Raw genomic sequence first — 25475 nt, 5'->3', positions numbered from 1 at the left:
AGGGGCGTTGAAGTGTTGGTTGAACGAGCCCAGAGCGCGGAGTGGTCCCTGCTGCCGGCCTTACCGTAGGAACGCCTACGGCTGCGCTGCGCGCCGGCCCTATCGCGCGGCGTGGGCCCTGGCACGGGACGCATCGCTGCGCTCGCTTGGCGCTGCGGTCTGTGGCCTATCGTACAGCGGCGCCTTTGGCTGCGTTGGCGCCAAATACCCCCGCCAGCGCAATCGAGCCTGCGCAGCAGCCGCAGGCGTCCCCGCGATACGGCCGGCAGCAGGCTGCCTACACCCTCATTGGGATTGTCCAATAGTGGGTGATCGCAGGCACCGCCCCTGACTCACATAGCGTAGCAGGGCCGAACGGGCACCCACGCCCAAACGGAAAGCACCGCCGCCCGAGCGACCAACACCGTGAAATTGATTGCCAGCCGCACAGGCGACGCGTTTTTTGGTTACTTTTTGGCGCTCGGCCAAAAAGTGACTCGCCGGCTACGCCGGCGAAACAGCCGCGCCCGCCAAGAACGATAACGGCGGCAATTCCCCCTAGGGTTCCCCCTTAATTGACGCTCACCCCACTCCCCCCATATATTTTTATGAACATTCAGTTCATTTTTGAACATATCTCAACGGTCAGCTGGAAAAAATGCCTCTCAAAATCGGAATCAACGGCGCCGGCATCGGCGGCCTCGCCGCGGCCATCGCGCTGCGCAAGCTCGGCATGGAGGCCGTGGTCTACGAACAAGCTCCCCGCTTTGCCCGCGTCGGCGCCGACATCAACCTGACCCCCAACGCCGTGCGCGCCCTGGACGGGCTGGGCGTGGGCGAGGCCCTGCGTGAAACCGCCGCGCGTCCCAGCCACCGCATCAGCCGCATGTGGGATTCCGGCGCCGAAACCTCGCGCCTGCCGATGCAGGACGAAGCCGAGCGGCGCTATGGCGCACCGCAGCTGACCATGCACCGCGCCGACCTCATGACGGCGCTGGAAGCCGCCGTGCCGGGCGCCTGCGTGCGGCTGGATCACAAGGCCGTGGCGATCGAGACCCGCGCCGATGGCGCGACGCTGCGTTTTGCCAACGGCGCGCAGGAGCAGGTCGACGTGCTGGTCGGTGCCGACGGCATCCACTCCACCGTGCGCACCGCGCTGTTCGGCCAGGAAAGCCCGATCTTCACCGGCGTGGTCGCGTATCGGGCCGTGGTGCCGGCCGCGCGGCTGGCCGGCGTGCCCAACCTGGGCGCCTTCACCAAATGGTGGGGTCCGGACGCGGCCACGCAGATCGTCACCTTTCCGCTCAACCGCGGCCGCGACATCTTTATCTTCGCCACCGTCGCGCAGGAAGCCTGGCGCCATGAGTCGTGGACCACGCCGGGCCGCGTGGAAGACCTGCGCAGCGCCTATGCCGGCTTCCACCCCGAGGCACGCGCGCTGCTCGACGCCTGTGACGACGTGCTGATCTCCGCGCTGTACGTGCGCGATCCGCTGCCGGCGTGGTCGGCTGGGCCGGTCACGCTGATGGGCGACGCCTGCCATCCGATGATGCCGTTCATGGCGCAGGGTGCGGGCATGGCGATCGAAGACGGCGTGGTGCTGGCGCGCTGCCTGGCCGATGCCGCGGGCGACGGCGCCGCCGGCGTGCCGGCCGCGCTGGCGCGCTACCAGGCCGCGCGCCACGCGCGCACCAGCCGCATCCAGATCGGCTCGCGCAGCAATGCCTGGCTCAAGGAAGGCGGCAATGCCGACTGGGTGTACGATTACGACGCCTGGAACGTCGCCCTCGGCTGAAGCCGCGGCCCCGCGTTCCCTGCCAGCACGGCCGCCAGCGCGGCCGTTTTCCATGGATAGTCAACGCCAACATGCCCAAATCCCGCCTGCCGACCGAACCCGACGACGACGACGCAGCATCGGAAGACGCCCGCGAGGCGCAACTGGTGTCGCCGGTCATCCGCGGCCTGCGCCTGCTGCGCTTTATCGCCGAAGGCGGCGCCACCGCCAACCTGAGCGAGGTCGGCCGCCGTATCGACGTGAACCGGGTCACCGTGATGCGCCTGCTCGATACGCTCGAGCATGAAGGCATGGTCGAGCGGCTGCCCCAGGGCGGCCACCAGGTCGGCTTCAATTTCCTGAAGCTGGCCTCGCGCGTGCTGGCCTCCAACGATCTGACCAGCTTTGCCGGGCGCGTACTGGCGCGGCTCAGTGCGTCGCTGCAGCTGTCGGCCTACCTGGCGGTGCGCGATGGCGGCGATGCACTCTACCTGCTGCGGCAGATGCCGGCCGCCGCGCTGGTCAGCAATATCCAGGTGGGCAGCCGCGTTGCCGCGCACCTGACCACGCCGGGCCGGATGCTGATTGCCGAACTGCCGCCCGAGACGCTGCGCGAATTGCTGGGGCCCGATCCGCTGCCGGCGGTCACCGGGCAGAGCCCGGCAACCCATGCGCGCCTGGCCGAGATCCTGGCCGCGGACCGCGAACGCGGCTGCGCCTGGAGTTTCTCGGCATACGAGCCGGGTATCGACGCCTGCGCGGCACCGGTGCGCGGGGCCGACGGCGCGGTGCTCGCCGCCATCAGCGTGGCCGGGCCGCAGCAGCGTTTCGAGGCCGACGGCACGCTGCGCGAGCGCGTGGCGAAGGAAGTCCGGCAAGCCGCGCGCGACCTGTCGGGCCTGATGGGCTACCGGGGCGACGCTGCGTCGCGGTGACGCCGTACTGGCAGCCCCGGTTCAGGCAAACGGCCTGGGCACCTCGGGCCGGTAATCGAGCAACCGCGACAGCTCCGCCGCGGCCCGCCGCACCTGTTCCACCATGTTGTCGAGCTGGTCCGGGTCGATGCGTGCGGCCGGGATGGTGGCGCCCAGCGCGGCCGTCACCTTGCCGCTGCGGTCACGCACCGGCGCCGCGATGGTGGAGATGCTGGCCTCGAAGAACCCTTCGTGCAGCACATAGCCGCGCTGGCGGTCGCGCTGGACCATCTCGTACAGCTCTTCGACCGTGCGCGGCGTGCTTTCGGAATAGACCTCCAGCCGCTCTTCCGGATAGAGCGCGCGCAGTTCGGCCAGCGACAGGTCTTCCAGCAGCACGCGTCCCAGCACCGTGGCATGCGCGGGCAGCCGGGTGCCGACATTGACCGTGCTGGCGAACGGACGCGATGCCACCGACTTCGCCACATAAACGATGGAGCGCCCGTCGCGCACCACCAGGTTGCACGGGTAATGGATCTCGTCGCGCAGCCGGTCGAGCAGCGGACGGCCCAGCTCGGTCAGCTCCAGCGAGGCCAGGTAGTCAAAACCGAGGCGCAGCACCGCCATGCCCAGCCGGAACTCGCGCCCGCCGTCGGTGCGCTCGACGAAGCCCATCATTTCCAGCGTCGCCAGCAGGCGGAACACCGTCGAGCGCGGCACCTTGAGGCGGCGCGCCAGCTCGGCGGCCGACAGCGTGCGCTCGCGGCTGCTGAACTCGCCCAGCAGGCGCAGGCCGCGCTCCAGCCCCGGCACGATGTACCTGTCCTGCGCGCTGTCGGGCGCACCCTCCTGGCCGCCTTCCTGCGTATCGTCCTGCGGCGAATCGGTCGTCATGGTCTGTCTCTGCAATATTCGGTCTTGGCGCAACGTTCTCATATATCACGCCCGCACCCGATAGGGTACCCGTATTGCGGACAATCCCCTGCCGGCCAGGCCGCTATGCGCCGGGGCGCAGGTAGTCGCGCAGCCATGCCGCGCACTGCTCGCCGTGCGCCGCGGGCCAGCGCACCACGATGGTTTCGTCATGGCGGCGCAGTTCGATGCAGATGTCGGCAAGCGATCCGCGCCCGGCGTCCCGGCGCCCCAGCAGCCGCGCGAGCAGTCCGGCCGGTGCTGGCGGCGCGGGCTCCGGCGGCGCCCCCCCGCACCGGGTGGCCGTTGGCGGCCGGGCGCGGCGCGACGGCAGCCGCCTGCGCCGCCGTGGCCGCTTGCCGGGCCGGCCCGGGTCCGGGCTGCGCGGCCTGCGGCGACAGCCGCGCCAGCAGGTTGGCACCAAACTCGTCCCACATGCGGTCGGCCTTGGTCTTCATCACGCTCAGGCCGAAGGTGCCCAGCCGGCCCAGCACATCGACCTGCACCCGGATGCGCAGCTGTGTGCCGCCATGGTCCAGCGGCGTCAGGAACAGCTCGCTCGACTGCCGCAGCGAGCTGGCCACCGAAGCGTCCTCGCCGGTGCCCTCGGTGCGCAGGTAATGGGGCGCGCGGGTCTCGACGATCTTCGTATGCAGCCGGAAGCGCGCGTTGATGAAGGCGATCTTTACCGCCATGTGCGCGACGTACTCGACCTCGCTGAGCACTTCGATCGATTCCATGCCGGGCACGCACGCGCCCATCACGTTGGGGTCGAGCAGCAGCTCCCACACGCGCGCCGGCGGCGCCGCGGTGACCAGGGTCTTTTCAATTTCCACGCATTGCCTCCGCGGCGGACAGGACCGATTCGACGATGCCGACATAGCCGGTGCAACGGCACAGGTTGCCGTTCAGGCCATGGCGGACCTCCTCTTCAGTCGGGTTGGGGTTGTTGGCGAGCAGTGCGCACGCCGCCATCAGGAAGCCCGGCGTGCAATAGCCGCACTGTAGTCCGCCGTGCTCCATGAAGCTTTGCTGCAGCGGATGCAGCTGGCCGTCGGCGGCCAGGCCCTCCACGGTCATCACATGGCGGCCGCGCGCCTGCACCGCGAGCATCAGGCAGGACTTGACCACCTCGCCGTCGACCAGCACGGAGCAGGCGCCGCAGATGCCGGTCTCGCAGCCGCGCTTGGTGCCGGTCAGGTTCAGGTCGTCGCGCAGCAGGTCGGCAAGCAGGCGCCGCGCCGGCACCTGCACCTGGTGTTCTTCACCGTTGACGGTGACTTCGATGGTGACTGGGTTCATGGGTAGGCTCCTTAGTCCGATGCCACGCCGAACAATGCGGCAATGGTGCGGCGCGCGACCACGCGCACCATCTCGCGGCGGTAGGCTTCGGCCCCGCGCGCGTCCGATACCGCGTTGATGTCCTCGGCGACGATGGCCGCGGCCTGCGCGGCAAGTTCCGCCGTTACCGCCTTGCCCGCCAGCAGCGCCTCGGCGCGCCGCAGCCGGCATGGCACCGGCGTGGAGGCGCCCACCGCCAGGCGGGCCTCGATGCAGAACGCGCCCTCGCGCCGCACCGACAGCGCCACGCTGGCCAGCGGGCGATGCTCGGCGGCCGTGCGCAGGAAGCGCGCATAGCGGCCATCGGCGCCGGCACCCGGCGCGGGCACGCGGATCTGCGTGACGATCTCGTCCGGCGCCAGGGCCGTGACGTAGTAGTCGACCAGGAAGTCTTCGATGTCGATCACGCGCTCGCCGCCGCGGCCGCTGACCACCACCTGCGCGCCCAGCGCCATCAGGCAACCGGGAGGATCGGTGGCCGGGTCGGCATAGCACAGGTTGCCGCCCAGCGTGCCCTGGTTGCGCACCTGCGGATTGGCCACGCGCGCGGCCATGCTGGCCAGCATCGGATAGTGCGCCTGCACCAGCGGCGAGCGCGCGAGCTCGGCATGCAAGGTCAGCGCGCCGATGCGCAGGCCTTCGCGCGCGTCGAAGGCGATGCCGCGCAGCGCATCGAGCCGGCCCAGCGAGACCAGGTGGCTGGGCGCCAGCATGCGCTGGCGCATGCCCAGCATCAGCGCCGTGCCGCCGGCAAAGAGGCGGCAGCTCTCGCCCAGGTCGGCCAGCATGGCGCTGGCTTCGGCCACGGTGGCCGGCTCCAGGAACGCAAAGTCACGCATGGGCGGCCTCCGTTTCGCGCAGCGCACGCAGGCCCGCCAGCACCTTCTCCGGCGTGATCGGCAGCGACTGGATGCGCACGCCGACCGCGTCGAACACGGCATTGGCGATTGCCGCCGCGCCCGGCAGGATCGCGGTCTCGCTGGCGCCCTTGGCGCCGTAGGGGCCGTTGGGGTCGTTCGATTCCACCACGTCGGTGCGCAGCATCGGCACCGCGTCGGCGGTGGGCATGGTGTAGTCGGCAAAGTTGCCGTTCATCAGGCGGCCGTCCTCGTATTGCAGGTGCTCGTACAGGGTCCAGCCGATCGCCTGCACGGTGGCGCCATGGGTCTGGCCGTGCACCGCGAGCGGGTTGATGGCCTTGCCGCAGTCGTCGGCGACAAAGCTGTCGATCACGGTGACCTGGCCGGTGCGGATGTCGACCTCCACTTCCACCGCCTGCGCCGCGAACGAATGCGCGGGGGCGACGTTGCCGTAATAGTCGGCGTCGTGCATCACCGTGGGCGCGTCGTAGCTGGCGCGCACGTGGATGCCCTCGCCGCCGTGGCGGAAGATATGCAGCCGCGCGATCTCGGCCAGCGTGGCGGACTTGTCAGGCTGGTCGGGCACCGCGATGCGGCCATCGGCGATCACCAGTTGCCGCGCATCGACGCCGAGCTTTTCCGCCGCCAGCGCCAGCAGCTTCTGCCGCGCCTCGCGCGCCGCGCGCAGCACCGCGTTGCCCGAGATGATGGTCACGCGCGACGCCAGCGAGCCCAGGCAGAACGGCGCGGTATCGGTATCCGGCGCCATCACGGTGACGTGCGACAGCGGAATGCCCAGTTCCTGCGCGCAGATCTGGCTGAGCATGGTGTTGGCGCCCTGCCCCATGTCGCATTCGCTGGTCTGCAGCATCACGCGCCCGTCCTCGTTCATCTTGAGCAGGATGGTCGAGCCGTCCCAGTTGCCCAGCGTGCGGTTGCCGCTGACATGCATCGCCGCGGCAATGCCGACGCCGCGCCGTCGCGTGCCGGTGCCGCGCGGGGCGGCGCGCTTGTCGTCCCAGCCGATGGCGCGGCGGGTCATGTCCAGGCATTCGGCCATGCCGGTGCTGCTGATCTTCCAGCCATGCACGCTGGTCTCGCCGGCGCCGATGGCATTGCGCTTGTGCAATTCGATCGGGTCGATGCCGAGCATGCCGGCCAGCACCGTCAGGTGGCAGTTCAGCGGAAACTGCATCTGCTGCCCGCCAAAGCCGCGGAAAGCGCCGCGCGGCGGGTTGTTGGTATAGGCCAGCACCGCGTGCGAACGCACGTTGTGCAAGCGGTGCATGTTGTCGCTGCGCATGGCAGTGACGTGCATCACATCGCCGGCAAGGCCGGAATAGGCGCCGCACTCGGCCGTGATGCGCACGTCCTTGGCCAGGATCACGCCGTCGGCGTCAACGCCCAGGCGCAGCCAGACCTGCATCGGCACGCTGGCGCGCGCGCCCTGGAAGTCTTCGAGCCGGTTGTTGACCAGCCGCACCGGGCGCTCCAGCCGGCTGGCCAGGAAGGCGCAGATCAGGCTGTTGTTCTCTTCGACGATCTTGGCGCCGAAGCCGCCGCCGGTGGTGGCCTGCACCACGCGGATGGTCGAGACCGGCCGGTCCAGCGCCTCGGCCAGCCGCGCGCGCGCCAGGAACACCGACTGCGTCGACGCCCACACCGTAAGCCGCCCGTTGCCGTCCTGCGCCGCGACCGAGGCCATCGGCTCGAGGTAGCCGGGGTACTGCGAGTGCATGTCGTAGGTCGCCTCGTATACCGCGGCGCACGCCGCGAAGGCGGCCTCGACGTCGCCGCGCTCGATGCGCATTTCATGGCCGATATTGCCCGTACCGGCGTGGATCTCCGGCGCGCCCGCGGCCAGCGCCGCGGCCGGCGTCAGCAGCGCGGGCAGCGCCTCGTACTCGACCTGGATCAGGTCCAGCGCATCGCGCGCGATCTCCTCGCTGACCGCCACCACCGCCGCCACTTCCTCGCCGACATGGCGCACCACGCCGCAGGCCAGGATGCGCTGTTCCTTGCGGTGCGGCCCCCAGTGGCGGGCGGGCACGTCGTACCCCGTTACCACCAGCTTCACCCCGGGCAGCGCCCTGGCAGCGGCGGTGTCGATGCGCACGATGCGCGCGTGCGGGTGCGGGCTGCGCAGCACCTTGGCGTGCAGCATGCCGGGCAGCTTGAGGTCGCCGGCATACTGCGCGCGCCCCATGACCTTTTCCCGCGCGGTCACCTGCGGCGTGGACGTTCCCACGATGGCCCTGCTCATGCCGGCCTCCTGTCTGTCGTTATCCATGGCGTGGCGCTGGACTGCGATGCGCTGGCGCCGGTCATTCCGCGGTGATCGCCAGTTCGCGGATCACTTTGCCCAGGCGCTCGTAGTCGGCCGCGTTGATCTTCTCCAGCGCGGCCGGCGCGCCGCCGACGGGGATGGCGCCGAAGGTGGCCATCTTGTCGGCCACCTCGGGCAGGCGCAGCACCTCGTTGAGTTGCTGGTTCAGTGTCCTGACCACCTCGGGTGGCGTGCCTTTGGGCGCCATGACACCGTGCCACGCGCCGACCACCACGTCCTTGTAGCCCAGCTCGGCCAGCGTCGGCACGTTGGGCAGCAGCGGCGAGCGGCGGGCATCGGTGATCGCCAGCGGGATCAGCCGGCCGGTGTTGATGTATTGCGCCACCGGGCCCAGCGTGACGTAGGCAAACGGCACGTGCCCCGCCACCACATCGTTGACCGCGGGGGCCACGCCCTTGTAGGGGACGTGCTGGATCCTCACGCCGGCCGCGCGGTTCAGCATCTCGCCGGCGATATGCATCGGCGACCCCGCGCCCGGGCTGCCATAGGTCAGCGCCTTGCCGCCCCGGGCCGCGGCCACCATCTCGCCCACGGTCTTTACGCCCGCCTGCGGGTTGGCCACCAGCAGCACCGCCTGCACGGCGGTCTGGATCACCGGCGTAAAGCCGTGCAGCGGGTCATAGCTGGCCGACGGCGCCAGCTTCAGCACCATCGGCGCCAGCGTGAACGGATTCGGCGTGTACAGCAGCGTGTAGCCGTCCGCCGGCGCACGGCTGACAAACGCGGCACCTACCACGCCGCCGGCGCCCGGACGGTTTTCGACGATGACCGGCTGCTTCAGGCGGGCCGACAGCTTGTCGGCGTAGAGCCGGGCCATGGCGTCGGTATCGCCGCCTGGCGGGTAGGCCACCACCATGGTCACGGCCTTGGCCGGATAGGTCGCGGCAGCCAGTGCGCTGCCCGTGCTCAGGGCGAGCACGGCCATGGCGGCAATTGCTACGGCAGCGGCGCGTCGGGGACGTTGTTGTCTCATCTACAGCTCCTGTGGGGGCGCATTCGCGACGACGGAGTCAGCGGTTGTGCTCATCGCGAAAACAGGGGTGGCTTGGGAACAACTCTCTTCGGTTGTTTTATTAATGAAACGCAAGTTCAATAAAGGAACGCAACCATCGTAGGCGCCGTAAGTTGACAACTCAACTTACGTTAACCACTAATTGACGGATTGTGCTTTTTGCGGATTTATTCGCGCTCATCCGGATCGCCACACGGTGGCGGCAATGGCAAGCGCCTGTGAGACAATCTGCCCCGCCCACCGGCCACGCATCCTGGCCGGCAGACCAGACCAAGAGGAACGCATGCCCCGTGATGCCGCGCCCGCCCATGGCACGCCCGCGCCCACCCCTGCCCCCGCCGCCAACGCCAGCCCGTGGACGGACCTCGACGAGGCCGGCAGCGGCCTGACCGTCGACAACTTCCTGACCACGATGCTGAGCCAGCTGGTCACCGCGCTGCGCAGTACGGTCACCAAGCCCTATGCGGAACAGTTCGGCCTGACCGTGCCCGAATGGCGCATCCTGGCGTTGCTGGCCCATGCGCGCACGCTGCCGTTTGCCGAGCTGGTGACGCAGTCCACCTCGGACAAGGCGCTGGTCAGCCGCACCCTGCGGCTGCTGGAAGACCGCGGGCTGGTGCAGCTGACCTCCGCCGGCAATACCCCACGCAAGAAGCTGCTGTGCGCCATCACCGAGGCCGGCATCGCGCTGCACGACCAGGTGATGCCGCTGGCGCGGCGCGGCCAGGCCGAGGTGATCCGGCAACTGTCGCCGCAGGAGCGCGAGGCGGTGTACCAGGGACTGCGCAAGTTGTTGCGCGCCCAGGCATAAGGCCACCGGCCCGCCGCCGTCGCGGCATCCGCCGGATACCCGCCGCAGGGTTTCATCCGGCAAAACTTCTCCACGCCTGGGCATGGCAGCACCAGCCAGATAGCCTATAACGTCTGCTACCGGTTTCACTTAACGAAAACCGGACAAAGGAGACGAACGGCGTGACCATCCCGAGCACCTCGCTGCAGAAGGCCTGCCGCCTGTTGCGCGCGCTGACCGATGCCCGCAACAGCCGCCTGACCGACCTGGCCCTGGCAGCTGGTGTCGACAAGGCCTCGGCGCTGCGGCTCCTCGACACCCTGGCGGCCGAGGGGATGGTGCAGCGCGATCCGTCGACCAAGGCGTTTGCGCCGGGGCGGGAATGGCTGGCATTGCATGCCGCCGCCCTGCAGCGCACGGACCTGCGCCCGCTGGTGCGCCCGGCGCTGATCCGGCTGGCCAACGCCTTCGAGGACAGCGCCATCCTGTCGGTGCCGAGCGGCTGCGAATCCATTTGCACCGAGCTGCGCCTGGGCACCTTTCCCATCCGCGCCAATTACCTGGATATCGGCAGCCGCCGGCCGCTGGGCGTCGGCGCCGGCAGCCTGGCGCTGCTGGCCGCGCTGCCCGATGCCGAGGTCGACGCGACGCTCGACGGGATCGCACCGGCGCTGCGCCGCTATCCCCGCTTCAGCCGGCCGATGTTGCTGGAGCACGTGCGTGCGACGCGCGAGCGCGGCTACGCGGTCCTGCTCGACGTGGTGATCGACCGCATGGGCGGCATCGCCATCGCCCTGCCCGGCCCCGACGGCTATCCGCTGGGCGCCCTCAGCATCGCCGCGCTCAATGACCGTATCACCAGTCGCGAGGCCGCCATGGCCCGCGCATTGAAACGCGAGGCAGACGCCGTCTGCCAGAACTGGCGCCGGCACGCCGGGGCACACCCCGATACCGGGCGGCCCGCGCCCCGCCCACGCGTGCCACACCGGCAAAAGGCTGCCGGCGACGCCGATCGCCCCGGCCCGGCCGGAGCCAGACACCACAACAGACCGGAGGAGACACCATGACGCTTTGCCATTCGATCCGACGCCGGACCGCCGGCGTCCTCGCGCTTGCCGCGGCGCTGGCCTGCGGCGCCGCCCAGGCTCAGCCCAGGGCCGCGCTTTCCGACGACGTGGTCAAGCTCGGCATGCTGCTCGACATGAGCGGCCTGTACGCCGACGTCACCGGCCGCGGCAGCGCCACCGCGGCGCAGATGGCCATCGACGATTTCGGCGGCAAGGTGCTCGGCAAGAAGATCGAGCTGGTGGTGGTCGATCACCAGAACAAGGCCGATATCGCCGCCAACAAGGCACGCGAGTGGTACGACACCGGCAATGTCGACGCCATCCTCGACGTGGCCGCGTCGGCGCCCGCGCTGGCGGTGCTGGAGGTGGCGAAGCAGAAGAACCGCATCGTGGTGTTCTCGGGGCCTGGCACCGAGCGCATCACCAACGACCTGTGCACGCCGGTGTCGGTGCACTACGCCTACGACACCTACGCGCTCGCCAACACCACCGCGCGCGCCACCGTGGAGCGCGGCGGCAAGAGCTGGTTCTTCCTGACCGCCGACTACGCCTTCGGGCACACGCTGCAGGACTCCGCCACCGCGGTCATCAGCGAGACCGGCGGCAAGGTGGTGGGCGCCGCGCGCCACCCGATCGGCGCCAGCGACTTTGCCTCGTACCTGCTTCAGGCGCAGGCCAGCAAGGCGCAGATCGTCGGGCTGGCCAACGCCGGCGGCGACACCATCAACGCGATCAAGGCGGCGTCGGAGTTCGGCCTCACGCGCAACAACGCCCAGCGCATGGCGGGCCTGCTGCTGTACGTCAACGACATCCATGCCATCGGGCTGAAGACCGCGGCCGGCCTGCTGCTGACCGAAGGCTTCTACTGGGACATGAACGACGCCACCCGCGCGTGGTCGCGCCGCTATTTCGAGAAGCTGAAGAAGATGCCCAACATGAGCCAGGCCGGCGCTTATTCGTCGGTGACGCACTACCTGAAGGCAGTGCAGGCGGCGGGCACCGACGAGACCGCGGCGGTGATGAAGAAGATGAAGTCGATGCCTATCAACGACTTCTTCGCGAAGAACGGCCGCATCCGCGAGGACGGCCGCATGATCCACGACATGTACCTGTTCGAAGTCAAGACGCCGGCCGAATCGAAGTACCCGTGGGACTACTACAAGGTGGTGGCGACGGTGCCCGGCGAGCAGGCCTTCATGCCGGCATCGAAGTCGAGATGCCCGCTGCTGCGGCACTGACATGAACGTCACCTATGTACGCGGCACCGGCAACACGCGCTTTGGCCGCATCGACGGCAGCACGCCGCTGACGCTGATGGCGCAGGCCGCCGACGCGGCGCTCGCCGATGCCGGACTGGCGCGGACCGATGTCGACGGCGTGCTGTGCGGCTACGCCACCACGCTGCCGCATCTGATGCTGGCCGACCGCTTCTGCGAATACGCGTCGCTCAGGCCCGCCTACGCCCACGGCGTGGCCGCGGGCGGCGCCACCGGCGGGGTGATGGCGATGCTGGCGCACGAACTGGTGCGCGTCGGCCGCTGCCGCCATGTGCTGGTGGTCGCGGGCGAGAACCGCCTGAGCGGCCAAAGCCGCGACCAGTCCATCCAGACGCTGGCGCAGGTGGGGGAGCCGCATGCAGAAGTGCCCAACGGCGCCTCGGTGCCGGCCTACTACGCGCTGCTGGCGTCGCGCTACCTGCACCAGACTGGCATGGACACCGATGCGCTGTCCGGCTTCGCGGTGCTGATGCGCGAGCACGCCGCCGGCCATCCGGATGCGCACCTGCGCGAGCCGCTGTCGCTCGCGCAGGCCCGCGCCGCGCGCCCGATCGCCACGCCGCTGCGGCTGTCCGACTGCTGCCCGATTTCTGACGGCGCGGTCGCGGTGATCGTCTCCGCCGTTCCTGGCGCGGGCACGCCGGTGCGCATCGCCGGCGCCGGCCAGGCTCACCGGCATCAGCACCTCGGCGCACTCGACGACGTGATGCAGACCGGCGCCGCCGACGCCGCGCGGCGCGCCTTCGCCGAGGCCGGAGGCGACGTGGACAGCATCGACTGCCTGGCGATCTACGATTCGTTCACCATCACCCTGGTCATGCTTCTGGAAGAACTGGGGCTGGCGCCGCGCGGGCAGGCTCAGGCGCGCTTGCTTGCGGGCGATTTCGGCCGCGAGGGCGCGCTGCCGCTCAATCCGCATGGTGGGCTGCTGGCCTTTGGCCATTCCGGCGTGGCGGGCGGCCTGATGCATCTCGCCGAGGCTGCGCGCCAGCTTGCGGGCCGTGCCGGCGAACGCCAGCTCGGCAAGCGCCGCCGGGCGCTGTTTCATGCCGACGGCGGGGTGCTGTCGTCGCATGTCAGCCTGGTGCTGGAGGCCGCGCCATGAGCAATCCCACCCGCCATCCCTATACCGACGGACTCGATGCCGGCGTGGTGCGGTACCAGTGCTGCAACGACTGCGGAGCCTGGCAAGCGCTGGCGCGCCACGCCTGCCGCACCTGCGGCAGCCGGCAATTGCACTGGCGCGATGCCGGCGGCCTGGCCACGATCTATGCCGTCACCGAGATCAGCCGCGCCCCGACCGACGCCTTCCGCGCCCTGGCGCCCTACACGCTGGTGCTGGCCACGCTGGACGAAGGTCCGCGCGTGATGGGTCATGCCGAGCCCGGCGTGGCGATCGGCGAGCGCGTGCGTGCCGGCTTCGTGCGCTTCGGCGAAGGAACGCTGCTGCGATTCCTGCGCGAGTAGCTGGCGAGTAGCTGGCTATAGGCGCCAGCCACCATCCCCTGCCGGCACCACGCCTTCGCTCCAGCCGGCATTCACAACCGGAGAACTCCCTTGGCACCGAATCCATCCCGGCGGCACGCGCTCGCCCTGTTTTCCTGCCTCGCCCTGTCCGCGGCGGCCACGCCGCCCGTGCTGGCGCAATCCTTCCCCGCCAGGCCGATCCGGCTGGTGGTGCCTTACCCGCCCGGCGGCCCCACCGACATCGTCGCGCGCGTGGTCGGCCAGAAGCTCTCGGACCGGCTCGGCCAGCCGCTGGTGGTGGAGAACCGCCCGGGCGCCGGCGGCAATATCGGCGCCGAGACGGTGGCCCGCGCCGCGCCCGACGGCTACACGCTGCTGGTCGCCACCACCGCGCATGCGATCAACATGACGCTGTTCCGCAAGCCCGGCTACGACACGCGCAAGGACTTCACCCCGGTGAGCCTGCTCACACGTGGCCCGCTGGTGCTGGTGACGGCGCCCGCCACGCCCGCGGGCAATGTCGCGGAGCTGATCGCACTCGCCCGGGCCAGGCCGGGGCAAGTCACCTTTGCTAGTTCCGGCAACGGCCAGTCCACTCATCTGGCCGCGGAGCTGTTCAACAGCATGGCCGGCGTGCGCATGACGCACGTGCCGTACAAAGGCAGCGCGCCCGCCCTCACCGACGTCATGGGCGGCCAGGCCACGGTGATGTTCGACACCATGCTGTCGGCGATGCCATTCGTGCGCGACGGCAAGCTCAGGGCGCTGGCCGTCACGGGCGCGGCACGCTCGCCGGCCGCGCCCGACACGCCGACCATCGCCCAGTCGGGCCTGCCCGGCTACGAGGCCACCGCCTGGAACGCGCTGCTGGCCCCCGCCGGCACGCCGCCCGCCGTGCTGGATACGCTGGGCACGGCGCTGAAATCCGTGCTCGACGATGCGGACGTGCGCGCGCGCTTTGCCACGCAGGGCTTTGCCGCGGAATGGACCGCACCGGCGGCGACCGCGACGTTCCTCGACCGGGAAATCGACAAATGGGCGCGGGTCATCAAGGCCTCCGGCGCCACCGTTGACTAACCCCGACGCAACACTCACGCCTCCCAACATGACGACGCCTCTCCAGCCCCTGCTCGCCCCCCGCTCCATCGCCGTGATCGGCGCCTCCGACAACATCCACAAGATCGGCGGCCGGCCCATCCATTACATGCAGACGCACGGCTACGCCGGCACTCTCTACCCCATCAATCCGCAGCGCGACACCATCCAGGGCCTGCGCGCCTTTGCCTCGCTCGATGCGCTGCCGGAAGTCCCCGAGCTGGCCATCGTCATCGTCGCGGGCGACGCCGCCGTGCAGGCCGTGCGCGACTGCGCGCGACTGGGCGTGGCGGCGGCCATCGTGATCGCGTCGGGCTTCGGCGAGGCCGGTGCCGAAGGCCGGCGCCAGCAGGACGAGATGATGCGCGCCGCGCGCACCAGCGGCCTGCGGCTGGTCGGCCCCAACAGCCAGGGGCTGGCCAACTTCGGCAGCGGCGCCATCGCCAGCTTCTCGACCATGTTCATCGAAGTGCCGCCGCAGGACGGGCCGGTCGCCGTGGTCAGCCAGAGCGGCGGCGTGGCGGCAATGGTCTACGGGCTGCTGCGCGGCCAGGGCATCGGCGTGCGCCACATGCATGCCACCGGCAACCAGGCCGACATCACCGTCAGCGAGCTGGCGCTGGCCGTGGCCCACGATCCTGGCGTGCGGCTGGTGCTGCTGTACCTGGAAAGCCTGTCCGACCCCGAGGTGCTGGCCGCAGCGGCGCGCGTGGCGCGGGCGCGCAACGTGCCGGTAGTGGCGGTCAAGGCCGGGCGCTCGCAGGACGGGCAGCGCGCCGCCGCGTCGCATACCGGCGCCATCGCCAACGAGGACCGCGCGGTCGATGCCTTCCTGCAGGGCCACGGCATCTGGCGCGTCGACGATGCGCACGCATTGGCGCGCTGCGCGCCGATGTACCTGCGCGGCTGGCAACCCGAGGGAAGGCGACTGGTGGTGGTCAGCAATTCCGGCGCGAGCTGCGTGATGGCGGCCGATGCCGCACCCTCGTGCGGGCTGACGCTGGCGCCGCTATCCGGACACACGCAGGCCGCGCTGGCGCAGCGCCTGCCCGGCTTCGCCGCCACCGCCAATCCGGTCGATGTCACCGCCGCGCTGCTGAACAACAGCGCGCTGTTCGGCGAGGTCCTGCCGGTGGTGGCACGCGATCCGGCCGCGGACCTGTTCCTGCTCGACATCCCCGTGTCCGGCATGGGCTATGACGTACCGCGCTTTGCCCGCGACGCCGCCGTGTTTGCCGACACCGCGGGCAAACCGATCGCCGTCGCGGTATGGCAGGCACCGGTGGCCGAGGCCTTTCGCCAAGCCGGCGTGCCCACCTTCGCCAGTGCCGCCGAAGCGCTGGCGGCGCTGGGGCAGCTGGTGTCGCACCGGCAGCGCCTGCGGCAGATCGCGCAGGAAGGCGAGCCGCCGCTGCCCGCAGCCCCTGCGTCGCCGGCAGATAACTCCGCGAGCGTGACGCTCAGCGAGGCCGCCAGCCTGGCCCGCCTTGCCGCCGCCGGCATGCCGGTCGTCGAGCACTACCTGTGCCAGGATGTCGATGCCGCGGTGACCGCATGGCGGCGCATCGGCGCGCCGGTCGCGGTCAAGGCCAGCTCGCCGCAGGTTCCCCACAAGAGCGAGCATGGGCTGGTTGCCCTGCACTGTAACGACCCCCAAGCCGTCGCCAGCGCCTTCACCTTGCAGAACCGCACACTCAGCGCCATGGGCGCCACTTGCGAGGGCGTCGTGGTGGCGCGCATGGCGCGCGGCCAGCGCGAATGCATGATCGGCGCACACTGGGATCCGGTGCTCGGCGCGGTGCTGGTGGCCGGCGATGGCGGCAAGTATGTGGAAGCGCTGCGCGATACCGCGGTGCTGCTGGCGCCGTGCCGGGAGGCCGACGTGGCGCGGGCGCTGGAGCGGCTGCGTATCGCGCCGCTGCTGCACGGGGTGCGCGACGAACCCGCGGTCGACATCGGCGCGCTGTGCCGGCTGGCGGTCCAGGTGGGCGACCTGGTCCATGCCGCCGGCGGCGCGATCCGCTCGGTCGATCTCAACCCGGTGATGGCAAGCCCGCAGGGCGTGGTGGTGGTCGATGCGTTGATCGAGGTGCCAGAGACGTCGCTGCCGTGCGCGGCTGAGGAACGCGCACGGGCACGTTGACCGGTCAGACCTCCAGCTCCTCCAGCACCCGTCCCTTGGTCTCGATGCCCAGGCAATGCACGGTGACGGCCGCCAGCGCCGGCACCACCGACAGCGCAAAGAAGGCGAAGCTCAGGTCGCCGCTGCCGATGGTGCTGGCGATCAGCCCCGGCGCGAAGATCGCGGCCAGCTTCAGCCAAGCCCCGCCGAGGCCGCAGCCCATGGCTCGCACGCTGGTCGGGTACAGCTCCGGCGTATAGACGTAGGCGGTGATGAAGCCGCTGGCGAGGAAGCCCATCGCCAGCGCGCAGAAGGTCGCCACCACGTACACGCTGGCGGCGTGGAACACGCCCGCCAGCACCAGCGACAGCGCGCACAGCAGGAACGAGACGTTGATCACCGGCTTGCGCCCGACCTTGTCGACAATCATGGCGCAGACCAGCGACCCCACCACGCCCAGCACCGATGCCGCGGCTGCCAGGTTCAGCGCCAGCTGCAGCGGCGCATGGTAGACGGTCTTGTAGACCGTGGGCAGCCAGGTCGACAGCCCGTACTGGATGAAGCCGCAGGTGGCCCACAGCATCCACACCGCCATGGTGCGCCCTACGTAGGCCTTGCTGACCAGGTCCCGCACGCGGCGGCGCGGGTGCTGGGTCATGCGGTCGTAGGCGCTGGCATTCTGCGGCGGCGGCAGCGGTCCTTTGGCGCGCGCCTCGAACGCGCGCAGCGCGACGTCGGCTTCTTCCAGGCGGCCCTTCTCGGCCAGCCAGCGTGGCGATTCGGGGATCACGCGCTTCAGGAGGAAGAACAGCACCAGCGGGACGCCGCCGATGAAGTACATGACCTCCCAGCCATAGTGCGGCACCAGCCAGGCACCTACGCCGTTGGATACCATCAGGCCGATCGGGAACACCACCTCGTACAGCAGCACGAAGCGCCCGCGGCCGTGCGCGCGCGTGACTTCGTTGATATAGGTGGCGGCCACCGGCAGTTCGCCGCCAAGGCCCAGGCCCTGCACGATGCGCAGCAGCAGGAAGATCTCGAACGACGGCGCGAAGCCACAGGCAATGCTCATCAGGCCGATGATGCCCGCGCTCCAGCCGATCGAGCGCAAGCGGCCGAAGCGCTCGGCCAACCCGGGGAACAGCAGCGCACCGACCAGCTGGCCGACCGAGGGCGCCGCGATCAGCACGCCGATCTGCGCCGGCGTCAGCGACCACTGCGCGATCAGCAGCGGCAGCGTGGCGGCGATGGCGATGACATCGAAGCCATCGAAGAAGGTGGCCAGGCCGATCAGCAGCCGGGCGCGGACATGCATGGCGTTGCCCGGCATGCGCTCGATGCGGGCGACGATGTTGCCGCGCGTGACCGGGCCGCTGCGGGCGGTGGCTGCGGCGCCCTGGCCGGCACTGTCGGCCGTGGTCACGATACCTGCGGTGGCGGCCACCGGTGCGCCGGGGGACGCTGCGTCTTGTCTCTGGGTTAGCACGGGAACTTCTCGGTAGATTCTGGGGGCTGCCCGCAAGCGGGAGGTTTGCTCCCCTCTCCCGCTTGCGGGAGAGGGGACGGGGGTGAGGGGCGGCGGTTCTGGTGGCGTGGCGACTTGTTAAACCACCCCTCACCCTGCCCTCTCCCCGTGAGGGGAGAGGGGAACACCGTCGGTGTTCTGGCGATGTTCGGCGGGATTACAAATCCAGCACCAGCTTGCTGCCCTTGCAACCGGACACGCACACCATCATGGTCTTGTTGCTGGCGCGCTCGCTGTTGCTCAGCACGCTGTCGCGGTGGTCGGGGCAGCCTTCCAGCACGGCGGTCTCGCACGAGCCGCACACGCCTTCGCGGCAGCTGTATTCGACCTCGACGCCGGAGTCGAGCAGCGCGTCGAGCAGCGACTTGCCCGAAGGCACCTTCACCAGCGAGCCGGTGCGCGACAGCTGCACCACGTATTCGCCTTCCTGCACCGCCTCGGTCGACGGGTCGGCGGCGAAGCGCTCGATATGGACATTGGGGTAGGCATGCGCCTCGCACGCACCCTCGAACGCATTCAGCATCGGGCCCGGGCCGCAGCAATAGAAGTGCGTCTGCGCATCCTGTCCGCCCAGCATTGCCTCCAGGTCCGGCGGCGCGCCCGCTTCGTCGTCGAAGTGGAAGCGCACCGCGTCGCCATAGGCCGACAGCGGTTCGACGAACGCCGCCTCGGCGCGCGAACGCGCGCAGTAGATCAGCGTGAACGACTTGCCCAGCTCGGCCAGCCGGCGCGCCATGCAGACGATCGGCGTGACGCCGATGCCGCCGGCGACCAGCACGGTATGCGCTGCGCTTTCGTCCAGCTCGAAGTTGTTGCGCGGTGCGCCCACCGTCAGCGTGGTGCCCACGCGCAGCTGCTCGTGCACGTAGCGCGAGCCGCCGCGGCTGCCGCGGTCCAGCAGCACGCCCACGGTGTAGCGGTTGCGCGCTTCCGGCGCGCCGCACAGCGAGTAGCTGCGCACCAGGCCGTTGCCCAGGTGCAGGTCGATATGGGCGCCCGGGCTGTACTCGGGCAGGGTCTTCCCTTCGGGATCTTGCAGTTCGATGCTGACCACGCCGCGCGCTTCAAAACGCATGGCCTGGACGCGCAGGGTAAGGGACTGGTGGGCACTCATTGCTGCTTCCTTCTGTTGCGCTTCTCTCTCTTACCGCTTCTCGGTCAGGAACTTGCCTGCCGGGCCGCCGGCGTTCTTCTGGCGGCGGGTGTTGCCGTCGATGCCGCCCTCGATCGCCCATTCGGCGAACATGGTCGGGCCCGGCTCGAAGGCGCGCGCCTCCCAGTGTTCGTCGAGCTGGTCTTCATCGGCGTAGTACTCGATCAGGCCGCCGGCCGGGTTCTTGAAATACCAGAAGTAGGCCGAGGAAATCGGGTGCCGGCCCGGGCCGAGCTGCGTGTCCCAGCCCTTGCGCGAGACGTGCATACCGCCGCCAAACACTTCGTGGATATCGCGCACGGTGAACGCGACGTGGTTCAGCCCGCTCTTCGGTTCCGGCAGCTGCAGCAGGAACAGGTCGTGGTGGCCGCCGTCCGCGGTGCAGCGCAGGAACGCGCCGCGGTCCGGGTAGCGGTCGGACGGCACGAAGCCGAACTTCTCCACATAGAACTGCTCGGTGGCCTTGACGTCCTTCACGAAAAACACCACGTGGCCGACTTCGATCGGCGTGGCGTGGTCGTAGATCGGGCTGCGCTGGTTCATGCGCGGCTTGTCGTTCCACGTATTCATCAGCGCGCATTCGACCTGCACGTCATGCTTGCGCGTAACCTGGAAACGCACCGCCAGGCCATTCGGGTCGGTGCAGCCGATGCGCAGCGCGGCGCCTTCGCCTTGCTTCACAAAGCCCGGCTCATCGGCGATCGCGTCAGCCAGATGATCGAGCGATGCCTGCGACTCGACCCCCCACACCACTTCGCGCAGCGTCGGGCCGGCCTCGATCGCGGGCGGCAGCGAAGCATCGTCGATGCGGCGCACCAGCACGCGGCAGCCGTTCAGCGTTTCGAAGTCCAGGCCCTGCGCGTCGTCGCGCTTGATGGCCAGGCCCCAGTCCGAGAAAAAGCCACGGCAGGCGTCAAAGTCATCCGCGCCGTAGACGATCTCGTCGATTCCCAATACCTTGATCATTGCTTCTCTCCTGCGTGCCGGGTTCAGTGGCTGGCCCACGGCAGCGGTTGTTCGTTCAGGCCCCAGTACACGCTTTTCTGCTCCATGTACTGCAGGATGCCCAGCCGTCCCTTCTCGCGGCCCAGGCCGCTGTCGCGCCAGCCGCCGAAGGGCGTCGAGATCGAGAACTGCTTGTAGGTGTTGATCCACACATTACCCGCCTGCACCGCACGTGCCACGCGCCACGCGCGTTTGTAGTCGCGCGTCCAGATGCCGGCGGCAAGCGCGTAGACGCTGTCGTTGGCCTGTTCGATCAGGTCGTCCTCGTCGTCGAACGGGATCGCCACCAGCACCGGCCCGAAGATCTCTTCCTGGCAGATGCGGGCGTTGTTATCCAGGCCTTCGATGATGGTGGGCGTGTAGAAGTAGCCGTTGGGCAGGCCGGCCACGTCGGGACGCACGCCGCCGGTGCGCAGTTGGCCGCCTTCGTGCACGCCGGTCGCGACGTAGGACTCGATGCTGTCGCGGTGGCGGTCGGTGATCAGCGGCCCCATCTGGGTGCGTTCGTCCGCGGGATCGCCAACGCGCAGGTGCGAAGCGGCGGCCGCCAGGCGGTCGATGAACGGCTCGTACTGCGAGCGCGCGACGAACAGGCGCGAGCCGGCGATGCACGACTCGCCCGACGAGCTGAAGATGCCGTACAGCACGCCATTGACCGCGTGGTCGAGGTCGGCGTCGTCGAACACCATGGTCGGCGACTTGCCGCCCAGCTCCAGCGACACCGGCATCATCTTGTCGGCGGCGATATGGGCGATGTGCTTGCCGGTGGTGGTGCCGCCGGTGAACGACACGCGGCGCACCAGCGGATGCTTGGTGATGGCGTCGCCGATCACCGAGCCCTTGCCCGGCAGCACGCTGATCAGGCCCTTGGGCACGCCGGCTTCTTCGCAGATGCGCGCCAGTTCCAGTGCCATCAGTGGCGTGACTTCGGCCGGCTTGACCACCACGGCATTGCCGGCGGCGAGCGCGGGCGCCATCTTCTGCGCTTCGCTGGCGATCGGCGAATTCCACGGCGTGATCGCCGCGACCACGCCCATCGGCTCGTAGACGCTCATGGTCAGGCAGTCGCCGCGCTGCGGCGTGATGGTTTCTTCCAGCGTCTCGCAGGCGGCGGCAAAGAACTGGAAGGTGCCGGCGGCGCTGGCCACCAGCGCGCGCGTTTCGCTGATGGGCTTGCCGTTATCGAGGCGCTGGCGTTGTGCCAGCGGTTCGGCTTGTGCGCGAATCAGTTCGGCCACGCGGTACAGCACGGCGGCGCGCTCGTGCGGCTTGCGCCGGGCCCAGCCGCTGGTGAGGAAGGCATGGTGGGCGCCCTGCACTGCCTCTTCCACGTCAGCCAGGCTGGCGGCGTTGAGTTCGGCCACCACCTCGCCGGTAGCCGGGTAGCGGGTGCCGTAGCGGTCGCCGGTCCCCAGGCGCCATTCGCCGGCGATGCAGATGGGGAGTACTTCTTGCGTCTTCATTGTCGTTGCCTGCTAAGTCTGTGGGGCGTGGCTGCCGGGGCTAGATCGATACCGCGTGCGCGCGGTTGCCCAGTGCGCGCACCACGCTGAACACCGTCAGCGCGGAAGTCTTGGGATTCGCCGCGAGCGGCTTGCCCCGCATCGTCAGTTCAAACCCGCCGAACGCTCCGCGCGCTTCCACGTGGTGCACGTTCTCCACCGCATGCGGGTCGGCCAGCAGCTTGACCGAGGTGCGGTCCAGGCCGAGGCCTGCCAGCGACACCGTGGCGGCGACATTGGCGTTCTTCGGATACAGGCGCGCCGCATCGCGCGCCGTGCCTTCGAAGATCACCGTGGCTTCGGTCAGCGCATCCAGATCGAAGAGCTGCTCGGCCGGGGTGCCAGTCCAGGCGCGCGCCGGCTTGCGGCCGGTGTAGATCACTTCATCCAGCCCGCCGACGCGCGCCGCTGCCAGCGCGTCGATGGCGCCGATCGCGCCGGACAGCAGCTGCACCTGGGTGCCGCCGCGGCGCGCCGCCGCTTCCAGCCGCTCGGCCATGCCGGGTTCGGACAGCGCGCCCACCGACACCACCATGCACGGGATGCCGCGCTCCAGCGCCGGCACGATGTGCTCTTCCAGCGCATGGTGGCCGGCGCACTCGACCAGCAGGTCGGGCCGCTGGTCGTCCAGGTGGGTAGCGACGCGGGCACGCGGTGCCAGCGCGGAGACCGCGCCACGGGCCTCATCCATCGTGTGCTCCGGCACGATCACCACGTCAAACACCACGTCCGGATCGCTCTTGAGCAATTCCAGCACGCCGCGGCCGATCGCGCCGCAGCCAACCATGGACACATGCAGCATTGCGGCTCTCCCTCAGGCGGTGACAGTGGTTTGTTCGCGGGCCGGCTCTTCGTTGTCCTTGTTCACCGGGGGGCCGGCGAAGATGGTCTTGAAGGAACCGATCGACAGCATGTCGATTTCCAGCAGGAACGGGCCGGATTCGGCCTTGGCCGCCTCGAGCGCGGCACCGACCTCGGCCAGGTTGCTGACGCGCGCGTGGCGCAGCGACAGCGACTTCGCCAGCGTGGCGTAGTCCGGCGTATGCAGGTCCACATAGTGGCGGCGGCCGCCGTATTGCGCGTCCTGGATGTTCTTGATGACGCCGTAGCCCTTGTCGTTCATCAGCACGATGACCATGTCGGCGCGCTCCTGCACCGCCGTGGCCAGTTCGCCCAGGTTCAGGATGAAGCCACCGTCGCCGGCCAGCGTGAAGGTCTTCTTGCCCGAAGCCGTGGCCGCGGCGCCGATCGCGGCGCCGATGCCCATCGCCAGGCCCTGGCCGATGCCGCCGCCCAGCGCATGCACGCCGGCGCGGGAGTCGAAGATGCGCAGCTGGCGGTTGCCCCAGGTGCTGTTCGACACGGTCACGTCGCGCACCCAGTTGAAGTTGCGGCCGACCGCGCCCTGCAGCGCCTGCACCAGCGCCGAGTACGGACCCAGGCCTTCGACCAGGCTGTTGACCGCGGTGTCGTGCGCGCGGCGCAGGTCGGCGGCGAAGGCCGGGTCGATCTGCATGCGCTTTTCGAGCCGATCCGCCAGGGCGTCAAGCGCCAGCGCGGCGTCGCCGCTGACAAAGTAGTCGCTCATATAGCAGCGGCCTTCGGCGGCGGGATCGGCGTCGATGCGCAGCAGCGGGCGCGGCAGCTTCAGTTCGTACTTCAGGGTTTCATTGCCGCGCAGGCGCGAGCCCACCACCAGCATCGCGTCGCAGCTCTGGTAAAAGGCCTCGACCGGCTTGTGCAGGTTGAATGCACCCAGCGAGCGCGGATCGTCTTCCGGCACGATGCCGCGGCCCTGGGTGCTGGTGACCACGCCGAAGCCCAGGTCCAGCAGGCGCTGCACCTGCTTGCTGGCATGGCGCGCGCCGCCGCCCAGCCACAGCAGCGGGCGCTTCGCCTTCACCAGGCGCTCGGCCAGCGCGTCCAGCGCATGCGCCGACGGCACGTGCTGCGGCACCGGCAGCGGCTGCAGGTCGGCCGGCAGGTCGATCAGCGCGGCCTGGATGTCGATGGGGATCTCCACGCTGACCGGGCCGGTCGGTGCCGTCAGCGCGGTCTGCACCGCCAGCTTGATGGTGCTGATCGCGGTGTCGGCGCTGCGGATGCGGAACGCGGCCTTCGACACGGCCTTCAGCATGCTGAGCTGGTCCGGCGCCTCGTGGATGTAGGCCAGGCTCTGGTCCAGGTACGGGGTCTCGATCTGGCCGGTGATATGGAGCATCGGCGTGCCGGCGGTCAGCGCTTCGACCATGGCGCCGGCGGCGTTGCCCGCGGCGGTGCCGGTGCTGGTCAGGCACACGCCCAGGCCGCCGGTGGTGCGGGCGTAGGCGTCGGCCATATTGGTGCCGCCCGCTTCGCCGCGTGCCGGCACGAAGCGGATCTTGCCGCGCTCGCCCATGGCGTCGAGGATCGGCATGTTGTGGATCGAGATCACGCCGAACGCGGCCTTGACCCCGCACTGCTCGAGAAACGCCGTGATGGCGCAGCCGACGGTGACCTGCGGTTGTTCGTACTGGTGTTGATTAGGCATGACGGGAGTGTCCTCCGGAGATATCGATATGGCTGCCCGTGGTGTACGAAGACAACGGCGAGGCAAGGAACAGGATGGCGCGGGCTGCCTCGACGGGCAGGCCCAGGCGGCCAAGGGGAATATGTTTCTGCTGGGCCAGGCGCGCGGTCCACGCGGCCCAGTCCAGGTGGCGGTCTGCTTCGGGGCGCGCCTCGAAGCGGCGGCGCCACTGGCCCGATTCGACCAGCCCGATCAGGATGCCGTTGACGCGGACACCCCTGGGCGCGAATTCGGTGGCCATCGAGCGCACCAGGTTCAGCACGCCGGCGCGCGCGGCGGAGGTGGCCACCATGTGCGGCTCCGGCTGCTGCGCCAGCAGCGAGTTGACGCAGACGATCGCGCCCTGGCCGGACTTCTCCAGTTGCGGCAGGAACGCGCGCGTCGGGTGGATCACGGAGAAGAACTTGAGCTGCAGTTCGTCCATCCAGGCCGCGTCTTCGGTATTGGCGAAGGTGGACACACGGCCCTGGCCGGCGTTGTTGACCAGCATGTCGACGTTGCCCAGCTTCTGCTGCACGTCGGCCGCGAAGGCGGCAACCTGCTCCGGCTTGAGCACGTCGCAGGTGGCGGCATAAAGCCGGCAGCCGGCGAATTTCTCTCGCAGCTGCGCTTCGGCGCTGCGCAGGCGCGCTTCGTCGCGGCCGCACATGGCGACGCCGGCGCCCGCTTCGAGCAGCAGCTCGACGGTCGCCAGCCCGATGCCGGAGGACCCGCCGGTGACGACGGCAACCTTGCCGCCGAGTTCAATCATGGACATTGTC

General features: G+C 69.6%; 22 protein-coding genes. 9 read left to right on the top strand and 13 right to left on the bottom strand.

The genetic code is table 11. The features are described 5' to 3' along the window. Positions 1 to 637: 637 nt before the first annotated feature. Both AC3FMM_RS02585 and AC3FMM_RS02580 read left to right on the top strand, forming a co-directional pair. On the top strand, positions 638 to 1774 hold the full coding sequence (locus tag AC3FMM_RS02585; RefSeq protein WP_488686080.1) for an FAD-dependent monooxygenase: 1137 nt from the start codon (positions 638 to 640) through the stop codon (positions 1772 to 1774). 71 nt (positions 1775 to 1845) lie between these two features. Continuing rightward, a complete protein-coding gene (locus AC3FMM_RS02580) occupies positions 1846 to 2688 on the top strand; it encodes an IclR family transcriptional regulator (RefSeq protein WP_116313595.1) in 843 nt (280 codons plus the stop codon). Between the two features lie 21 nt (positions 2689 to 2709). Here the strand turns inward: AC3FMM_RS02580 and AC3FMM_RS02575 are convergent, their stop codons facing one another. From AC3FMM_RS02575 to AC3FMM_RS02550, 6 genes are all read right to left on the bottom strand, one after another. Next, complete coding sequence (locus AC3FMM_RS02575; RefSeq protein ID WP_115681531.1) at positions 2710 to 3561, bottom strand: IclR family transcriptional regulator; 852 nt, start codon at positions 3559 to 3561, stop codon at positions 2710 to 2712. Between the two features lie 188 nt (positions 3562 to 3749). Beyond that, positions 3750 to 4415: an SRPBCC family protein gene (locus AC3FMM_RS02570; protein WP_488686079.1), complete on the bottom strand. Its 666-nt coding sequence runs from the start codon at positions 4413 to 4415 to the stop codon at positions 3750 to 3752. After that, entirely contained in the window at positions 4405 to 4881 is a 477-nt protein-coding gene (locus AC3FMM_RS02565; protein ID WP_115712634.1) for a (2Fe-2S)-binding protein, read from the bottom strand. The genes AC3FMM_RS02570 and AC3FMM_RS02565 overlap by 11 nt, the downstream gene beginning before the upstream one ends. 11 nt (positions 4882 to 4892) lie before the next feature. Further along, complete coding sequence (locus tag AC3FMM_RS02560) at positions 4893 to 5759, bottom strand: FAD binding domain-containing protein (protein WP_414248986.1); 867 nt, start codon at positions 5757 to 5759, stop codon at positions 4893 to 4895. Next, positions 5752 to 8043, bottom strand: coding sequence for a xanthine dehydrogenase family protein molybdopterin-binding subunit (locus tag AC3FMM_RS02555; RefSeq protein WP_326348152.1), 2292 nt, complete (start codon positions 8041 to 8043; stop codon positions 5752 to 5754). Before AC3FMM_RS02555 ends, AC3FMM_RS02560 begins: the two co-directional genes overlap by 8 nt. Before the next feature lie 61 nt (positions 8044 to 8104). Then, on the bottom strand, positions 8105 to 9100 hold the full coding sequence (locus AC3FMM_RS02550) for a Bug family tripartite tricarboxylate transporter substrate binding protein (protein ID WP_442784918.1): 996 nt from the start codon (positions 9098 to 9100) through the stop codon (positions 8105 to 8107). Positions 9101 to 9422: 322 nt separating this feature from the next. Here AC3FMM_RS02550 and AC3FMM_RS02545 point away from each other — a divergent pair, with 322 nt between their 5' ends. The 7 genes from AC3FMM_RS02545 to AC3FMM_RS02515 all read left to right on the top strand — a co-directional run bounded on the left by AC3FMM_RS02545 (position 9423) and on the right by AC3FMM_RS02515 (position 16978). Beyond that, positions 9423 to 9950, top strand: coding sequence for a MarR family winged helix-turn-helix transcriptional regulator (locus tag AC3FMM_RS02545; RefSeq protein WP_115681537.1), 528 nt, complete (start codon positions 9423 to 9425; stop codon positions 9948 to 9950). A gap of 161 nt (positions 9951 to 10111) precedes the next feature. After that, positions 10112 to 10996 carry an IclR family transcriptional regulator gene (locus AC3FMM_RS02540; protein ID WP_326348151.1) on the top strand — a complete coding sequence of 295 codons (885 nt, stop codon included), beginning with the start codon at positions 10112 to 10114 and terminating at the stop codon, positions 10994 to 10996. Continuing rightward, positions 10993 to 12234 carry an ABC transporter substrate-binding protein gene (locus AC3FMM_RS02535; RefSeq protein ID WP_326348150.1) on the top strand — a complete coding sequence of 414 codons (1242 nt, stop codon included), beginning with the start codon at positions 10993 to 10995 and terminating at the stop codon, positions 12232 to 12234. The genes AC3FMM_RS02540 and AC3FMM_RS02535 overlap by 4 nt, the downstream gene beginning before the upstream one ends. Before the next feature lies 1 nt (position 12235). After that, positions 12236 to 13378 carry a thiolase family protein gene (locus tag AC3FMM_RS02530; RefSeq protein ID WP_115712626.1) on the top strand — a complete coding sequence of 381 codons (1143 nt, stop codon included), beginning with the start codon at positions 12236 to 12238 and terminating at the stop codon, positions 13376 to 13378. After that, a complete protein-coding gene (locus tag AC3FMM_RS02525; RefSeq protein WP_115712625.1) occupies positions 13375 to 13740 on the top strand; it encodes a Zn-ribbon domain-containing OB-fold protein in 366 nt (121 codons plus the stop codon). Before AC3FMM_RS02530 ends, AC3FMM_RS02525 begins: the two co-directional genes overlap by 4 nt. Before the next feature lie 90 nt (positions 13741 to 13830). Next, entirely contained in the window at positions 13831 to 14817 is a 987-nt protein-coding gene (locus tag AC3FMM_RS02520; protein WP_488686078.1) for a tripartite tricarboxylate transporter substrate binding protein, read from the top strand. Between the two features lie 28 nt (positions 14818 to 14845). Further along, positions 14846 to 16978, top strand: a complete 2133-nt coding sequence (locus AC3FMM_RS02515; RefSeq protein WP_488686077.1) for an acetate--CoA ligase family protein — start codon at positions 14846 to 14848, stop codon at positions 16976 to 16978. Between the two features lie 4 nt (positions 16979 to 16982). Here AC3FMM_RS02515 and AC3FMM_RS02510 read toward each other — a convergent pair whose 3' ends face one another. The 7 genes from AC3FMM_RS02510 to AC3FMM_RS02480 form a co-directional block, all read right to left on the bottom strand. Beyond that, positions 16983 to 18404, bottom strand: a complete 1422-nt coding sequence (locus tag AC3FMM_RS02510) for an MFS transporter (RefSeq protein WP_488686076.1) — start codon at positions 18402 to 18404, stop codon at positions 16983 to 16985. 238 nt (positions 18405 to 18642) lie between these two features. Next, entirely contained in the window at positions 18643 to 19599 is a 957-nt protein-coding gene (locus AC3FMM_RS02505) for a PDR/VanB family oxidoreductase (protein WP_488686075.1), read from the bottom strand. A gap of 30 nt (positions 19600 to 19629) precedes the next feature. After that, positions 19630 to 20604, bottom strand: coding sequence for a VOC family protein (locus AC3FMM_RS02500; RefSeq protein ID WP_488686074.1), 975 nt, complete (start codon positions 20602 to 20604; stop codon positions 19630 to 19632). Positions 20605 to 20627: 23 nt separating this feature from the next. Further along, entirely contained in the window at positions 20628 to 22106 is a 1479-nt protein-coding gene (locus AC3FMM_RS02495; protein WP_116313583.1) for an aldehyde dehydrogenase, read from the bottom strand. Positions 22107 to 22146: 40 nt separating this feature from the next. After that, complete coding sequence (locus tag AC3FMM_RS02490; protein ID WP_115681542.1) at positions 22147 to 22947, bottom strand: aspartate dehydrogenase; 801 nt, start codon at positions 22945 to 22947, stop codon at positions 22147 to 22149. 12 nt (positions 22948 to 22959) lie between these two features. Then, complete coding sequence (locus AC3FMM_RS02485) at positions 22960 to 24675, bottom strand: thiamine pyrophosphate-binding protein (RefSeq protein WP_488686073.1); 1716 nt, start codon at positions 24673 to 24675, stop codon at positions 22960 to 22962. Further along, positions 24668 to 25471: an SDR family oxidoreductase gene (locus tag AC3FMM_RS02480; RefSeq protein WP_115712614.1), complete on the bottom strand. Its 804-nt coding sequence runs from the start codon at positions 25469 to 25471 to the stop codon at positions 24668 to 24670. Before AC3FMM_RS02480 ends, AC3FMM_RS02485 begins: the two co-directional genes overlap by 8 nt. Between the last annotated feature and the right edge of the window lie 4 nt (positions 25472 to 25475).

Source organism: Cupriavidus sp. 207A1 (assembly GCF_057798955.1).
This window is presented reverse-complemented; position numbering and strand designations above follow the sequence as displayed.

Excerpts from the sequence above, each read along its gene's own strand:
- AC3FMM_RS02575 (WP_115681531.1), bottom strand. The coding sequence starts at position 3,561 with ATGACGACCGATTCGCCGCAGGACGATACGCAGGAAGGCGGCCAGGAG.
- AC3FMM_RS02545 (WP_115681537.1), top strand. The coding sequence starts at position 9,423 with ATGCCCCGTGATGCCGCGCCCGCCCATGGCACGCCCGCGCCCACCCCT.
- AC3FMM_RS02585 (WP_488686080.1), top strand. The coding sequence starts at position 638 with ATGCCTCTCAAAATCGGAATCAACGGCGCCGGCATCGGCGGCCTCGCC.
- AC3FMM_RS02565 (WP_115712634.1), bottom strand. The coding sequence starts at position 4,881 with ATGAACCCAGTCACCATCGAAGTCACCGTCAACGGTGAAGAACACCAG.
- AC3FMM_RS02515 (WP_488686077.1), top strand. The coding sequence starts at position 14,846 with ATGACGACGCCTCTCCAGCCCCTGCTCGCCCCCCGCTCCATCGCCGTG.
- AC3FMM_RS02485 (WP_488686073.1), bottom strand. The coding sequence starts at position 24,675 with ATGCCTAATCAACACCAGTACGAACAACCGCAGGTCACCGTCGGCTGC.
- AC3FMM_RS02500 (WP_488686074.1), bottom strand. The coding sequence starts at position 20,604 with ATGATCAAGGTATTGGGAATCGACGAGATCGTCTACGGCGCGGATGAC.
- AC3FMM_RS02525 (WP_115712625.1), top strand. The coding sequence starts at position 13,375 with ATGAGCAATCCCACCCGCCATCCCTATACCGACGGACTCGATGCCGGC.
- AC3FMM_RS02550 (WP_442784918.1), bottom strand. The coding sequence starts at position 9,100 with ATGAGACAACAACGTCCCCGACGCGCCGCTGCCGTAGCAATTGCCGCC.
- AC3FMM_RS02480 (WP_115712614.1), bottom strand. The coding sequence starts at position 25,471 with ATGTCCATGATTGAACTCGGCGGCAAGGTTGCCGTCGTCACCGGCGGG.
- AC3FMM_RS02505 (WP_488686075.1), bottom strand. The coding sequence starts at position 19,599 with ATGAGTGCCCACCAGTCCCTTACCCTGCGCGTCCAGGCCATGCGTTTT.
- AC3FMM_RS02535 (WP_326348150.1), top strand. The coding sequence starts at position 10,993 with ATGACGCTTTGCCATTCGATCCGACGCCGGACCGCCGGCGTCCTCGCG.
- AC3FMM_RS02560 (WP_414248986.1), bottom strand. The coding sequence starts at position 5,759 with ATGCGTGACTTTGCGTTCCTGGAGCCGGCCACCGTGGCCGAAGCCAGC.
- AC3FMM_RS02555 (WP_326348152.1), bottom strand. The coding sequence starts at position 8,043 with ATGAGCAGGGCCATCGTGGGAACGTCCACGCCGCAGGTGACCGCGCGG.
- AC3FMM_RS02490 (WP_115681542.1), bottom strand. The coding sequence starts at position 22,947 with ATGCTGCATGTGTCCATGGTTGGCTGCGGCGCGATCGGCCGCGGCGTG.
- AC3FMM_RS02530 (WP_115712626.1), top strand. The coding sequence starts at position 12,236 with ATGAACGTCACCTATGTACGCGGCACCGGCAACACGCGCTTTGGCCGC.
- AC3FMM_RS02495 (WP_116313583.1), bottom strand. The coding sequence starts at position 22,106 with ATGAAGACGCAAGAAGTACTCCCCATCTGCATCGCCGGCGAATGGCGC.
- AC3FMM_RS02580 (WP_116313595.1), top strand. The coding sequence starts at position 1,846 with ATGCCCAAATCCCGCCTGCCGACCGAACCCGACGACGACGACGCAGCA.